Origin of the sequence: Bythopirellula goksoeyrii (genome assembly GCF_008065115.1) — a bacterium.
Classification (GTDB): Bacteria; Planctomycetota; Planctomycetia; order Pirellulales; family Lacipirellulaceae; genus Bythopirellula; species Bythopirellula goksoeyrii.
In genome coordinates, this window is sequence record NZ_CP042913.1 from 5,776,615 (window position 1) to 5,790,429 (window position 13,815).

Sequence of the window (13,815 nt, forward strand, 5' to 3'; positions counted from 1 at the left end):
TCGGCTTGAAATAGACGCAATACTAGCGTAGGTTCGATTTTGACTTGAAGCTGAATCTTGGGGTTTTCGAGAAACTCATTTGGATTGGACATGCATCCGACACAATTTGCCGACTGGTTAATCCACCCTTCTGTATCGCCTCGCCCTGCCAATTGCCTGGGTCTGAATAAGCGCGCTTTTACCTTGGTGGAATTGCTTGTTGTCATCGCTATCATTGGAGTCTTGGTGGCACTGCTTCTGCCAGCCGTTCAAGCCGCTCGAGAAGCTTCGAGACGGGCCTCCTGCTCCAATAATCTACGACAAATTGGACTTGCCGCGCTAAACTATGAATCGGCGAACGGTCGGATGCCTCCCGGCTATTTAGCGGGCACTAATTTCGTGAAACCAGAATCATCGAGTGACTCACAAGGCCTACATCAGCTCAGTGGCGTATTCGTGTTTCTGCTTCCCCACATTGAGGCGGATGTCATCTATGATCGATTCACGCAGTCTCTAAGCCTAGGCGTCGATAGTCGGGACAACAACTACTACAATGACATCAACGCGTGGTCGATTGCTCAAGCAAGACTAACTGCCTTGCTTTGTCCGAGTGCTCCCCAAGAGGTGCCCGGAACCGCCATCCTCGATAAGACTTATGGCATCTTGAAGGGAGGCTTCTTGGCATTGCAATCGGATGCATGGGACCCTTTGCAGTCGCAACTGGGTCTGACCCAATATATGGGAAACTCTGGCGTTTGGGGGCAAGTTAGCCCTAATCTTACATACAACATGGGGTCAGGAAGCCGCAATGTCAACGACGATCTTGTGGGGGTATTCGGGGTACGATCCAAGATACGCATGGGACAAATCACAGATGGAACTTCCCAAACGCTGATGTTCGGCGAAGCACCGGGAAGCATTGGAACTGAAATCCCCGACGACTTTTTGTCGGGAAGATATTCGGGCTACACCCAAGGGAATGCCTGGGCGGGCTTCGGTACGCTTCCCGCCGCCTTTGGGTTAGATCTGGCCAACGAAAACCGCAACGGGGCTCAGTTTGCTACGAAGTGGTCCTACTACGGTTCATTACATACGGGGGATGTGGTGCAATTTTGTTTTGTGGACGGATCGGTCCATACACTCAACAAAAACGTCGACAGAACTGTTTTCCAATCCCTCTCGACTATTCGAGGCGCTGAAGTTGTCGATGAATCCAGCCTCTAACGAATGTTAACTAGCACAGGTTAAAGACCTCATGGCTCCAATTTTATTTTCGCGAAGCGTACGATGCGTACTGGTCACCTTAATATTGCTGTGTGGAACTACTCTCTCTGGCTGTGGTAGCGATGAAAATGAGATCAACATCCCCGAAAACCCTCTCCCGATCCCAGGCCCCGAGGCTCGCCTGAGTCGAGGGACAGATCAATCAGCAAACGATACTGAGCAATCGCAAACGGCACCTTGAGTAGGGAAGTGAGAACCTGTTCCCGATGTGTCGCCGATCAAGAGGAGTCGCGTCGGTTTCGATAGAGCTGGGGATCCACTGCCGCAGACATGGCGGTAGCGTCTAGGTGGCCACCAAGAAACTCGTTGAGCTCCATCGCGGCAGAAAGTGGATCGGCTACCAATTCTCCGTAGTCCAGACGGAGAACCTTGAGATTATTCTGCGCAGGTAGCCATTGCTCAAGCTTTTGTAAATGCGATCACTGCTGTCCGTTAGCCGGACAGCAGTGTTGCTATCTGGCAAATTAGCCGAATGTTGGCGAGATTTCGCTGGAAGGAGTTGAATCAAAAAAGCCTGAGTTGCTTCAGATTGCCATTCCGAAGGTCGTGGGTTCGAATCCCATCAGCCACCCTTTCTGATTCGCGGGAACAAATCGATCGCACGGCCTATCTCCAGAGCTTGGCGGGTCTGAGTAGACCTTCGCTGTCGAAAGAGCGGTTTCAATCTTCTCACAATTGCGCCAGCGTCTCCCAGACTTTCTCGCGAAGATCAAAGATCGGTTTGGCGGAGCCAATGTAGCCGTTTGCTAAGAGTGAGAATGCTAGCAGGCGCCCGCTCGGAGTCTTGAGGTAGCCGGAGATTGTCGAGACGCTGGCCATGCCGCCGGACTTTGCCGCCACGAGTGGCTGCATCTTGCCTGCGACGTTCACCTCATAGGTTTTCAGGGCGGAATAGAAGGTATCCGCGTGCTCATGATCGTGCATGAACTTAAGCAGTCGAACTGACGAATCTGCTGAGATGAGGTTGTAGCGAGACAATCCTGATCCGTCGACTAAGCGGAAAGAACCCGGCTCGAGGCCTCCACTTTCCGCAAGCCATTTGGTTATTGCCGCTGCACCATCAGGCCAGCAGGGTTTCTTAGTTCCCTTGGCAATGGCGACTTCGTGAAGCAGCACTTCACCGATGGCATTCTCACTCTGGTTGTTAAAGTGGGTCAATGTTTTCGCCAGCGAAGGTCCGAGGTGATTTAGCTCTGTTGAACCTGCCGAGGCTGAAGCGCGATTGATTTCGTCTGGCAGTGAAAACCGCACGCCTCGATCGGCAAGCATTGCTGTAAACATGCCATGTACCCATGCTCCCGGGTTTTGCATGGTAAGTCGCAAGTCCTTCGGTTCATTGAGGTGTCCGTTCTGGGCAATTAGGAGGGGATGTGTAAATGGTCGGCGAGTTGCCAACGTGTCGCCGCTAAAAGTGCTACGCGAGAGGAATTTGATCTCGGGGTAACTGGAGGGTATTACCAACTGTGCTGCAACTCCCTCATCGCTCGGAGTCAGTCGCAACGCCAGTACATTAAAGTCGACCATTAACGGAGTAATGGACATGTTGTAATAGTCGGGGTCATCATCCCACATCCAACCAGGACCCTTTAATGGCGAAGCGTAGCGCGAATTGTCGACCACAACTTTGCCACAAATCTCGCTGATTTTGAGCTCACTTGTAACGCGATCTGCCAATTTAGCCAGATCACTACTATTGAACATCGCGTCGCCACCGCCCGTGAGCACCAGATCACCATGGAGTACGCCGTTCCGCAGATCTCCCTTGGTAGTAACTTTGGTTTGAAATTGATGTTCTGGGCCGAAGCAGTCTAACGCACAGGCCGAAGTATAGATTTTCAGATTAGACGCAGGTGTAAGAAGTCGATCACCGCCGCGATCATAGAGCACTACGTCTGTATCAAGATCAATCACCTTGAGGGTCACGGTGGTCTGACGCGCCGTGGCGTGGTTCTCGAGCACAGCGTCTAGCTGGTTGGACAGGTCTAGATCAGGGGGAGTTGCAGCAGATGCACAGCTAATTGCAAATGCGATCTTGGCCAATGCAAACAGACCTGCAACTCGGAGGCAGTGATACAGCATATTGGGTTCCGAAAATACTATTGTGGAAATCTTCTTGCGCTTGGTGTTGATCCAAGTTGGTCAGGAATTTTGGTAGGGTGTTTAGCGGGCCAGTTGGCTCTCCACAATTTTAGACTATTACTGGGTTCAATCCTATTATCCACCCTCTCTAGATCTCAGGTCGTTGTAACAAGCTATGCAGGAGTGCTATGTTGGGGGGAATACTGTGGAAGCACAGCGTGGAGTTCTTTATGGAGGGATGGGTTACTCCGGAGGTTAAGAGGCCTTTCAAGGGTCATCCGGGAGCCGAGAATAAGTAGTGGAAACTCACCGGCAGCTTGGAGGAAGTTTATGCTATCTGGCTCTCAGGCAGAGGCCATTGTTAACAACACGAGATCCCTTACGGTTTTCTCTCACTAGTGAATGCGTGGTCTTGCTACAATGGGTTTGATATTCGCAGCGTAACCCTACCCAATTCTTTCAAGGATATCCCTATGATCCGAGATCGTCTTTGTTATCTTTTGTTGTCCGTCTACTTGCTGGTCGTGTCCGGCTGTGGAACAACGGTTGAAGGAGTCCAACAGGAGGGTCCCGTGCTGAAATACAAAATGCAAGCGTTGGATGGGAAAGAAATCGACCTTTCCAGCTATGAAGGAAAAGTGGTGATGGTGGTAAATGTGGCCAGTAAATGTGGATTCACTGGTCAATATGAACAACTTCAAGAGTTGCACGAAAAGTATGCTGACGAGGGTCTGGCAATTCTTGGATTCCCTTGCAACCAGTTCTTGGGACAAGAGCCAGGTACTGCGGAAGAGATCGAACAGTTCTGCCGTGCCAACTATGGAGTGGCCTTCCAGATGTTTGCAAAAATAGACGTAAAAGGGGAAAAGGCATGTGAGTTCTATCAGGAACTGACCTCGATTGATACAAAACCCAAAGGGGCAGGAAATATCAGCTGGAACTTTGAGAAGTTTCTGATAGATCGCAATGGAAAGGTAATCGCTCGATTTGGCTCACGCACTAAGCCTGACGCACCCGAGGTGGTAGAGATCATCGAAAGAGAATTAGCCAAAGAACCTATTGAGAAACCTTCCAGCTGATTCAAGTAGATTCGAGAGTAGCAAAGGAACCCCATCATGAATCTTACATTTCTTGCGTTTTTCGTCACAACTGCCCTATCTGGAGAAACAAACGAAGGGTTCGCCCCTCCTCAAGGACCTGCGATGGAGGCAATCCAGTTACTTCAGAGTGCCGAATCGCAAACTGAGATCGAGGAAATAGAGGGTCTTCTCGAACAGGCAGTAACGCTATTGGGACCTCAAAGCCCGGCAGCTGACAAGCTCAGGCAAGCACTGACGAAACCTGCGGAGATAGGCGACTTGCGTCAAGCTGGAAATGAAGTATTGGAGATGCTTACCTTTGTTCCTCGCTATGAAGCGGATCTTCCGGAAGGTTTTCCAACTTATACTCCTGCGGGTGTCATTGAGTTGAAAGTCTATCCCAAGAATCGACGAGCCATAGCCAAGCAATTCTTTACACTCTTTGGTCACATCACTCGCAATCAGATTGCCATGACTACGCCCGTGCGCATGGAATTTGACCGTGGCAAGAATGGCAAACTGAAGCAGGAATCGATGGCCTTTTACTATGGCAAACCAACAATCGGTTCTGTGGGAGTTCAAGGCAATGTTCAGGTCGTTGAGCAAGCGGGCGAAATGGTGGTTGCATTGGGCCATCGAGGATCTCGTGACAAGAAAGTAATCGCTGAGGGAGAGCGACGGTTGCGAGCCTGGTTAGCGGAGCATCCCGAATATGAATCCAATGGCAATCTCGTTGTCATGGGCTACAACAGCCCCATGGTGCCCGCCAAATCACAATTCTTTGAAATCCAACTTCCCGTCAAGCAAAACTCGGCACCATAAACTTCCAGTCGAGCTTTGCGATCGAAAGCGAAATATCCTTCAACTGGACTACAGATTTGTGTCTCAATAAAGTCCTACTTTGTAATAGGCGGCAAATCGGGGATTCGCGATTCTTTGGTCAATTCTTCGTGCTGCTGATAATCCTCTTCAGAGCTTACAAGTTCCGCAGCACGACCGATACTTCTTAGCATCCCGGCAAACACGATTTGGTGCAGCGGATAGATGCCATACCAATAGCTCAAGCCCAAGATCCCCAGGGGATCGAAAATAGCCGTTTGGCGAATTCGGCTCCCTTGCTCGCACGGCGTGACTTCAAACTCCAGCCAGGCGCGGCCGGGGAGTTTCATCTCGGCGTAGAGCCGCAGTCGATGGGGCGGCTCATAGAGTTCGACTCGCCAGAAATCGACTGCGTCGCCAACTCGCAAGCTTTGAGGATCTCTGCGACCTCGGCGCACGCCGACGCCTCCGACGAGTAGGTCGAGAAAACCACGCAGCGACCACAGCCAATCGCCGTAGTACCAACCTGCTTCACCTCCAATGCGACGAATAGGGGCAAAGGCCTTGACAGGAGGAGCTTTCACTTCGATGGTGCGCGAATCAACGAGCCTGGAACCAAATCGCTCCCCACCCCACACACGGGGTGCCCCGGCAGAGGAGTAGGCGTCGGACCAGCGTGTTTCAGCGAACTCACGATCTTCATTGACCATCGCCCGAGCAATCGCTTCCTGCACTGAGCGAGGTCGAATCGAAAATGTTGTTTCCGCCAGATTATTTGAGATCAACGTGGGGTTTCGCAGGCTTTCTACAAGTTTACGTCCCACACGCGCATAGATGGGCGTCACAAGTCCCAGCCACAGACTCGACAGATAAGGCGTGAGCAGTGGCACTGGAATCATCCACCGTATTAGACCTCGTTGGCGGGCATACTCTTGCATCAGTTGCCCGTAAGTGACCTGGTCAGGACCGCCGATTTCGTAGATCTGTGGCGACCCATCGGTGTTAGCTACCGAGGCCAAGAGATAACTCAGCAGGTCCTCGACTGCAATCGGCTGAGCTTTCACCTGAACCCAGCGCGGACAGATCATTACCGGCAACCTCTCCACAAGTGCGCGGATCATCTCGAAAGACAAGCTGCCGGAACCGATCACGATCGAGGCACGAAACTCGACGACATGTCGATGGTGTGCGCGAAGCACATCGCCAGTTTCCTGGCGACTGCGGAGATGCTTGGACAGCTCCTGATCGGAGCTTCCGAGTCCACCAAGATAAATGATTCGACGAACCCCAGCAGCCGTTGCGGCCTTTGCAAAGTTTTCTGCCGCGATTCGATCCTGCTTTTCAAAATCTCGGTCGGCACCCATCGAGTGGATAAAGTAGAGAGCTGTATCAACACCCGCCAAAGGACCGCTGAGTGACTCTGGTTCGAGCACATCTCCCGCCACAACTTCAGTGGAGGGGGCAACAGTTCCCTCGAGTGTTTCCGGACGGCGGGCAAGGCAACGCACATGGAAGCCTCGCTGCTCTAGGAGCGGCAGCAGACGACCACCGATGTAGCCGGTTGCACCTGTCAGCAGGATTTGTTGCTTCGAATTCTGGTTCATAACTATATGCCCAAGAGTGCTTTCCAGTATCTTACCTAACCACGACTAATTACCATGCAGTTGCTCGAGATAATCTTCTGCCACACGAAGATGAATCTTCAAGCGATCCCCCATGCGATCTGCTTGAGAAACCATGAGCGCCATGCGAGGATTAGTCTTAATATAGTCTCGATTTTTATCGATAAATCGCCAGTAGAGACCATCCCAAATCTCACACCAGGGACCTTTGCTGAAATTGCTCATTTTCAAGATATAGTTCGAACCACTTATGTACGGTTTGGTAGTAATCAGCCCGCCATCGGCGTGTTGGCTCATGCCGTAGACATTTGGCACCATCACCCAATCGTAAGCATCGATGAAGAATTCCATGAACCACTTGTAGATCGCATTGGGATCAATTTCGCAGAGCAGCATGAAATTACCGAGAACCATAAGTCGCTCGATGTGATGGCAGTAGGCATATTTCTCCACTCGCCGAATCACTGTATCGACGGGTACGATGCCAGTGGACGCATCGTAGAATGATGCTGGCATGGAGTAATGGTGGTCCCAAAAATTCCTCGTTCGCTGCTCTCTGCCAAAATGAATGTAAACACCCCTCATATACTCGCGCCAACCAATCACTTGCCGCAAGAATCCTTCGAGTGAGTTCAGCGGCACGTCATCCGTGTATTCAAGCGCCTTGTCAACGACGCGCCGCGGCGAGATCAGCCCACAGTTCATCGCCGGCGTCAATACAGAATGAAAAAGGTAGGTTTCTTGTTCACAGATCGCGTCTTCGTAGTCTCCAAAATGGGAAAACCGATTCTCGAAAAAATCTTGCAAGCAAGCTTCGGCCTGTTCTGATGTAGTCGGATAGCAGAAATCTTTCGTATCGCCGATGGATTCAGGAAAGTATTTCTTGACATATTCCTCTGCAGCGCAAACCACGGAGTTGGGCTGTGGCCACTCAACAACAGGGATTGTCAAATCGCGAGGCAGCTTTTTTCGATTTGCAGCATCGTAGCTCCACTTACCCCCGACAGGCTTATCTTGCTCGGTGAGCAAGACTTTGAGCCGTTTTCGCTGCAAGACGTAGAAATCTTTGAAGAGCAGATTCTCGCTCTGTAACACATAATCGCTGAAGATTGGGAGAGGGGTCAGAAAGTGAGGATCATCGAACAATGTTAACTCGATACCCGCCACTTCAAGGGCAGATTCAAGTCGTTTTCCGAGCCAGTCATCACAGGGATCGACGACTTGCACTTGAGTCACACCAAGTTCAATAAGAATGCCCGTTAACTCCTCAGTTGAATTGAGTTGATGTGAATCGACATAACTAACCTTGAGGCCCAATTGTTTGAGTTGGCTGGCATAAGATTGCATGGCAGCCCTCATGAGCATCAACTTTTTGGCGTGAAATAGATACTGAGTGAACAGCAAGGGTTCTTCAATCAACACACAAATGTCAGCATCTCTGGCTGCAGGATGATCCGGATACAACTGGTGAGGATAGATGAGTGCGGCACGCATTGCATTGTAAGCTTGTTTGATAGTTCAGGTTGGCTGTCTTCGTCTCGGCAGGAGACTTGAAAGTCCTCCGTCTACACCGATGACTTGGCCAGTAATCCAACTGTTTGAGGGATCCAGCAACCAAACTGCGACCGCAACCAAGTCTCGAGACTCTCCGAGCCTCCCCAATGCGTGCATCTCGGTTGAAGCTGCGGCGGCAGCAGGGTTACTCCATATTTGTTTTGTAAGGCTGGTACGCACTAATCCGGGGCTGATGACATTGACACGTATCTCTTGGGCAGCATAGGTCGCAGCCGCAGAACGCGCCATGCTGATGACTCCTCCCTTGGCGGCCGCGATTGCTTCGTGATTGGGAATCCCAATCTCGGCTGCTGCCGAGGCAAATAAGACAATTGACCCACCGGATCTCCGCAGTACTTTGCCCCCTGCGCGAATGGTCGAAAATGTCGTAAACAGATTGGCATGGATAGTTTCGCGGAATTCTTCGTCCGAGGTGGAATGAGCTGGTTTCAGCAACATAGAACCGATGCAATTCACGATTCCTTGATATCCGCCACATTGCTCTGAGTTTTTCAGCAAAGCGTCCTCCAGACTTTGCGAAGCGGAGAAATTGACCTCGGTAAAGGGCTGATCTAGTTCAGCTGCCAGCGCTGCCAGTCTGTCATGGTCTCTGCCAAGCAGAAGTACTTGCTTCGCTTCGGCGACCAAATGTCTTGCCAGTGCGGAGCCGATTGATCCAGTGGCTCCAAGTATCGCGATGGTTGACATAGTTTGAGTAGGAGAAGGTAAAGGGATAGGGTCCAGGAGGATGAGCCTGGGAGACTCTATGAGACATGAACCGTCATCGACCAGCAAAGTTCACCGATAAGAATGCCGCGGATGCTCCAGGCGATGGTACGTGGCCAATTAGTGCTTACTAAGTGTCGTATCCGCTTTTCGTCATAACCCGCCAAAAGCGAATGATGGATCGGCATTTGCCAGAAAATGGTTGAAAACCAAGCGACGCCCAACAAAATCGTCGCAGCCAAGAAAACTGCGGAACTTCTGATTGAGGGATACCAAACCAGCAACAAGATCGCTGTGAAGACCTCGACAAGCATCGGTCCAGCCACGACCAGAGTCGTGAGGCGTTGATGCAATTTCGAGTACATCGGAAATAGCCCACTTCCAACGTGAGCCATCAGCGGGTAATGCACTATCTGTACAAACCAGATGATACCGACCATGATCAGAGTCGAGATCAAATGGAGATAGAGCAGAACCGTATCGCTCACAATAGGACTCTCCTCGATCACCGAGAGGTTGAAGCTGTGTGCTTGGTCGAACATGCTTGTGCTGAGCAACGTCCTGTCAGGCGGAGCCGATTTCGCGCGAATATCCGATATCCGAAGTCCAAAACTTGAGAGATCAGCGGCAAGCGACTCAAGGCAGTCAGCCGTTTAAAACCTACGACTTCGTAAAGGCGTCGAAAGACCTCGACCCCTACCAGCCATGTGCCGTCGGGAAGTCTGGCGTGCATTCTAGCCATGAGTTCTTGGTAGCTTTTCCCAATCTCATCAGCTTCGAATGAAGGGGCGTCGATATCCGTGAAACGAATCTTACTCCGCTTATCCCAACGGTGAAGCATAGAGATTTCACGCAAACACAGTGGACACCCTCCATCGTAAAAGACTTCTATTTCGTAGTTAGGAGTCGTTCGGTCTGGCATTGATACGATGCCCTCCTTTCTCAACTTTGTTGCTGCCCGACCCCGGCTTGCAATGTGTCAACAAACGTTACCATGTGTCGCAAGTTGTCGCAGAAAGCGGAATAGACCATCTCCTGCCGGATCTCTGTGCTCAGTGCTCGGCCCCCGACGACTACCGCTGCACCCACCTCTTCGGCAACACGATGGATCTCAGCATAGTCTTCCAAAAACTGAGCAGAAGATGCGAAAGATGAAATGCTCAACCACAATAATTTTGGTTCGTTATCGTGGAGTGCTTCAGCAAACGTAGTGCTCGGCAACTCCGTTCCTAGTGACGTAGCTTGCCAGCCCAACTCGCGCAGTACGACTTCAATCATGGCTGTCGGAAGTCGGTAGGGATCTGACTGCATGGTTCCTCCGATGGCTTGCGGAGCATCCACGCGAGGAGTAGGCATGGCGCTTCGAAGCTCATGCAGAGCTCTTGAGCCTATCTCGCAAGCTCTTCGTTCACGATAAATGGACACCTCGCCGCACTCCCAGCGGTCTCCAATCTCATGAAACGCCTCAGCTAACACGCGATCACAGATTTCGCAGACGGACTGCCCGGCCAAATAAAGATCCAACACGATCCGCCGACATTGCTCTTCATCTCCGGTGACTAATGCAGCACTTATTTGCTCCCGAGCCCTGGTGAGGACAATTTCACCACGCCCGGTGTTCGAAGGGAGGCCCAGCAATTCAGGGCGTACCAATTCTTGATCAGACCGCCGCAAAAACTGAAATACCTCGTCCAATGCCAGACGACGATGACCACCTGCCGTGCGAATCGTAGCCAACAATCCTTTATCGCACCATCGTTTGAGCGATGATTCGCTCACACCAATAGCTTGCGCCACTTGCTTGGGAGTTAAGAGTCTTGTCACAGATACCCCAGATTACCCGCTCTGAAGGGCCAAAAAAGCAAAAATGATCGATTGGAACGAATTATAGATTCTCACAGACTGGTTGTCTAGCCAGGAAACCGCTCATTTCGCAACAGGACAGCACCTATAAAAAGCAGAAGAAAAATCATTTTGAATGATTTGGATGATTTTCTGTTGACAACCGTTCCAACCCTCGGTATAAACACTAGAGAACGATTTGGACGAATTTCGCGAGACCCAGTCAGGGGCACGCAGTCAAACTTTATGACGCCTGCACCTCTGACGTCCCGCAACGCCTGTCCGGATGGTGGCCACCAGGACCCGCAATTTCATCAAATCGCTTCAAAGAACTATTGAACGAAACCTTGAAACCGAATTTTGAAAAGGAACCTACCATGTTGTATGCACTGAAACACTCTATCGTCTCGACAGTTGCCTGCTCTCTGTTGGTTGCACCGTCACTGGTGAATGCTGGTGAGCACTGCTCTCAAAGCACGGCCCAAGCAGGACATGTCCAAACTGTTGCTTATACGAAGGAAGCCAAAATGGACATCGTCGACACTGCTGTAAGTGCCGGATCGTTCACCAAGCTGGCCGCTGCATTACAAGCAGCTGGATTAGTTGAGACTCTAAAGGGTGAGGGGCCATTTACTGTCTTTGCGCCTACCGATGAGGCCTTCAGCAAACTACCTGCCGGAACGGTCGAATCGCTGCTGAAACCTGAGAGCAAAGAGAAGCTCACCGGCATCCTGACTTACCATGTAGTCCCTGGCAAAGTAATGGCCGCGGATGTAGTGAAACTTCAAAACGCTAAAACCGTCCAAGGCTCTGATGTTGATATCAAAGTTGAAGACGGCAAGGTGATGGTGGATGGTGCAAATGTCGTGAAAACCGACATCGAGTGCTCGAATGGCGTGATTCACGTCATCGACGCTGTGATCCTTCCGTAGTTTCAAACTAGCTCTCCGCTGTAAACCTAGAGGCGTCCACTTTCGAACAGAGAAGTGGGCGCCTCGATGTAATTCGAGAGCAATCGTTATGAACCCTACTATGGACTTTCCTACCATGGAAAAGTAGAGAAAGTAGAGTAGGTTCCGGCAATGCACTTCCTTTCACTCCATTGACTTCTCAAGAATTCCGAGTTACGGTTCGATTCATTATCCGAACGAATTACACCATTTGAGAACAATGAGGGTGAGGTGATTTCTCTACTTGTCACGCTTAGAACTGCCTGCCTTTTTCTTGCTCTACTGTCTCTAGTTGGGCTTTCCTCGGTGAACGGGTTCGCCGCACCGAAACCCAACGTCCTGTTTATCGCTATCGACGATCTGAATGATTGGGAGGGTTGCCTCGAAGGGCATCCTCAGGTGCAGACGCCGAACATCGATGCCCTGGCTTCGCGCGGCACGCTATTCACCAATGCCCATTGCCAGGCCCCGCTTTGTAATTCATCGCGGACGAGCCTGCTGCTTGGCTTGCGTCCCTCAACGACTGGCATCTATGGACTTGCCCCTTGGTATCGCAAAGTCCCTGCGCTGGCGGAGAAAGTCAGCTTACCCAACTATTTCCGGCAGCACGGATATCGCGCTTATTCAGCAGGAAAGGTTTACCATGGGAACTTTGGAAGATCGCCCGGCGTGGAATTCGACGAAATTGGTGCGCCCCCTTCCTTAGCTCCCTTTCCTCCGAAAAAGTTAGTCGATACCCCCTCACCCCATCCCCTCGTAGATTGGGGCCAATTTCCCCACCGTGACGAAGATAAAGGTGACTGGCAGGTCGCCAGTTGGGGTGTTGAGCAATTACAGCAACAACACGATCAACCTTTTTTCATGGCACTCGGTTTCTCATTGCCGCATGTGCCATGTTACGCCGCGGAAAAATGGCTTGCGCTTTATCCTGAGGACACACTTCAACTCCCAGAAGTTCGCCAGGACGACCGAGACGACACCCCTCGGTTCTCTTGGTACATGCACTGGCGCTTACCGGAACCACGCTTGAAGTTCCTGAAAGAAGCCGATCAATGGAAGAACCTGGTACGCTCCTATTTGGCCTGCATCAGTTTCGTCGATAGTCAGGTGGGCCGCGTGTTGACTGCCCTCGAAAAGAGTGGGCATGCCGACGACACGATCGTGGTGCTCTGGTCCGATCATGGCTGGCACCTCGGCGAAAAATTGATCACGGGAAAGAATTCGCTCTGGGACCGCTCGACCCGCGTGCCGTTGATCTTCGCAGGACCGGGGATCACGGAACATGCAGTGTGCAACCAGCCGGTCGAATTACTCGACATCTATCCAACGCTGCTCCAATTGTGCGATTTGTCAGCGAAGCAGGGACTGGAAGGCGTCAGCCTGGTCCCCCAGTTACAGGACGCCAACACAAAGCGCGAACGTCCTGCCATTACTACCCACAATCCCGACAACCACGGTGTTCGTACGGAGAAATGGCGATATATCGTCTACGCCGATGGGTCCGAGGAACTTTACGACATGGTCAAAGATCCCCATGAATGGGAAAACCTGACTGATCGCCCTGAACTCGAAGCGGTGAAGGCGGAACTTCGGGAATGGTTGCCCGAGCAGAGCGCACCACATGCACTGGGAAGCAAGCACCGCATTCTGGAATACCACAACGGCGAAGCCGTGTGGGAAGGAACGCCGATTGAACCGAAAGAGCCGGTGCCTGAGTTGTAGGCCAGAACGAGTGGAGCGAGTACCGGCATTGCGATACATTTCGCGCTGTCCTGCCGGAACTCGCAGAACTCGTTCCGGCCTACGCTTTGACCAAAAGGAAAGGCATTTTTCGCGGAATTCACCTTGCTTGACTAATAACTTGACTTATGCTTGACTTAC

Annotated in this window: 12 protein-coding genes and 1 pseudogene; 5 read left to right on the top strand and 8 right to left on the bottom strand. The window is 51.3% G+C overall.

The genetic code is table 11. The features are described from left to right. The first annotated feature begins 90 nt into the window (after window positions 1–90). Window positions 91–1,203, top strand: a complete 1,113-nt coding sequence (locus tag Pr1d_RS22760; protein ID WP_148075684.1) for a DUF1559 domain-containing protein — start codon at window positions 91–93, stop codon at window positions 1,201–1,203. Window positions 1,204–1,481: 278 nt separating this feature from the next. Here Pr1d_RS22760 and Pr1d_RS26795 read toward each other — a convergent pair. After that, window positions 1,482–1,661 (bottom strand): annotated as a pseudogene (locus Pr1d_RS26795) (hypothetical protein); the annotation flags it as partial. Window positions 1,662–1,932: 271 nt separating this feature from the next. Then, on the bottom strand, window positions 1,933–3,342 hold the full coding sequence (gene dacB, locus Pr1d_RS22770; RefSeq protein WP_148075685.1) for a D-alanyl-D-alanine carboxypeptidase/D-alanyl-D-alanine endopeptidase: 1,410 nt from the start codon (window positions 3,340–3,342) through the stop codon (window positions 1,933–1,935). Between the two features lie 473 nt (window positions 3,343–3,815). On the opposite strand from dacB, the gene Pr1d_RS22775 reads away from it, so the two are divergent. Together Pr1d_RS22775 and Pr1d_RS22780 are read left to right on the top strand one after the other, a co-directional pair. Continuing rightward, the gene (locus Pr1d_RS22775) at window positions 3,816–4,421 is read left to right on the top strand and encodes a glutathione peroxidase (protein WP_449240862.1); all 606 of its coding nucleotides are present in this window, start codon (window positions 3,816–3,818) and stop codon (window positions 4,419–4,421) included. A 36-nt stretch (window positions 4,422–4,457) separates the two neighbouring features. Next, window positions 4,458–5,243, top strand: a complete 786-nt coding sequence (locus tag Pr1d_RS22780; RefSeq protein ID WP_148075686.1) for a heme-binding protein — start codon at window positions 4,458–4,460, stop codon at window positions 5,241–5,243. Between the two features lie 74 nt (window positions 5,244–5,317). Here the strand turns inward: Pr1d_RS22780 and Pr1d_RS22785 are convergent, their stop codons facing one another. From Pr1d_RS22785 to Pr1d_RS22810, 6 genes are read right to left on the bottom strand one after another with little or no spacing between them, the layout of a single operon-like run. Then, entirely contained in the window at window positions 5,318–6,844 is a 1,527-nt protein-coding gene (locus tag Pr1d_RS22785; RefSeq protein WP_148075687.1) for an SDR family oxidoreductase, read from the bottom strand. A 45-nt stretch (window positions 6,845–6,889) separates the two neighbouring features. Then, window positions 6,890–8,356, bottom strand: coding sequence for a cryptochrome/photolyase family protein (locus tag Pr1d_RS22790; protein ID WP_148075688.1), 1,467 nt, complete (start codon window positions 8,354–8,356; stop codon window positions 6,890–6,892). A 24-nt stretch (window positions 8,357–8,380) separates the two neighbouring features. Then, window positions 8,381–9,124 carry an SDR family NAD(P)-dependent oxidoreductase gene (locus tag Pr1d_RS22795; protein ID WP_148075689.1) on the bottom strand — a complete coding sequence of 248 codons (744 nt, stop codon included), beginning with the start codon at window positions 9,122–9,124 and terminating at the stop codon, window positions 8,381–8,383. Window positions 9,125–9,180: 56 nt separating this feature from the next. Further along, on the bottom strand, window positions 9,181–9,684 hold the full coding sequence (locus tag Pr1d_RS22800; protein WP_210417807.1) for a hypothetical protein: 504 nt from the start codon (window positions 9,682–9,684) through the stop codon (window positions 9,181–9,183). After that, on the bottom strand, window positions 9,648–10,064 hold the full coding sequence (locus Pr1d_RS22805; RefSeq protein WP_148075691.1) for a thiol-disulfide oxidoreductase DCC family protein: 417 nt from the start codon (window positions 10,062–10,064) through the stop codon (window positions 9,648–9,650). Before Pr1d_RS22805 ends, Pr1d_RS22800 begins: the two co-directional genes overlap by 37 nt. Window positions 10,065–10,084: 20 nt before the next feature. Next, window positions 10,085–10,966 carry a B12-binding domain-containing protein gene (locus Pr1d_RS22810; RefSeq protein ID WP_148075692.1) on the bottom strand — a complete coding sequence of 294 codons (882 nt, stop codon included), beginning with the start codon at window positions 10,964–10,966 and terminating at the stop codon, window positions 10,085–10,087. Between the two features lie 395 nt (window positions 10,967–11,361). Here Pr1d_RS22810 and Pr1d_RS22815 point away from each other — a divergent pair, with 395 nt between their 5' ends. Both Pr1d_RS22815 and Pr1d_RS22820 read left to right on the top strand, forming a co-directional pair. Continuing rightward, window positions 11,362–11,916, top strand: a complete 555-nt coding sequence (locus Pr1d_RS22815; protein WP_148075693.1) for a fasciclin domain-containing protein — start codon at window positions 11,362–11,364, stop codon at window positions 11,914–11,916. A gap of 249 nt (window positions 11,917–12,165) precedes the next feature. Further along, window positions 12,166–13,656, top strand: coding sequence for a sulfatase (locus tag Pr1d_RS22820; RefSeq protein ID WP_238476568.1), 1,491 nt, complete (start codon window positions 12,166–12,168; stop codon window positions 13,654–13,656). Window positions 13,657–13,815 lie beyond the last annotated feature (159 nt).

What these genes read in the sequence shown, in the direction of transcription:
- Pr1d_RS22760 (WP_148075684.1), top strand. Translation starts at nt 91, where the DNA reads ATGCATCCGACACAATTTGCCGACTGGTTAATCCACCCTTCTGTATCG.
- dacB (WP_148075685.1), bottom strand. Translation starts at nt 3,342, where the DNA reads ATGCTGTATCACTGCCTCCGAGTTGCAGGTCTGTTTGCATTGGCCAAG.
- Pr1d_RS22775 (WP_449240862.1), top strand. Translation starts at nt 3,816, where the DNA reads ATGATCCGAGATCGTCTTTGTTATCTTTTGTTGTCCGTCTACTTGCTG.
- Pr1d_RS22780 (WP_148075686.1), top strand. Translation starts at nt 4,458, where the DNA reads ATGAATCTTACATTTCTTGCGTTTTTCGTCACAACTGCCCTATCTGGA.
- Pr1d_RS22785 (WP_148075687.1), bottom strand. Translation starts at nt 6,844, where the DNA reads ATGAACCAGAATTCGAAGCAACAAATCCTGCTGACAGGTGCAACCGGC.
- Pr1d_RS22790 (WP_148075688.1), bottom strand. Translation starts at nt 8,356, where the DNA reads ATGCGTGCCGCACTCATCTATCCTCACCAGTTGTATCCGGATCATCCT.
- Pr1d_RS22795 (WP_148075689.1), bottom strand. Translation starts at nt 9,124, where the DNA reads ATGTCAACCATCGCGATACTTGGAGCCACTGGATCAATCGGCTCCGCA.
- Pr1d_RS22800 (WP_210417807.1), bottom strand. Translation starts at nt 9,684, where the DNA reads ATGTTCGACCAAGCACACAGCTTCAACCTCTCGGTGATCGAGGAGAGT.
- Pr1d_RS22805 (WP_148075691.1), bottom strand. Translation starts at nt 10,064, where the DNA reads ATGCCAGACCGAACGACTCCTAACTACGAAATAGAAGTCTTTTACGAT.
- Pr1d_RS22815 (WP_148075693.1), top strand. Translation starts at nt 11,362, where the DNA reads ATGTTGTATGCACTGAAACACTCTATCGTCTCGACAGTTGCCTGCTCT.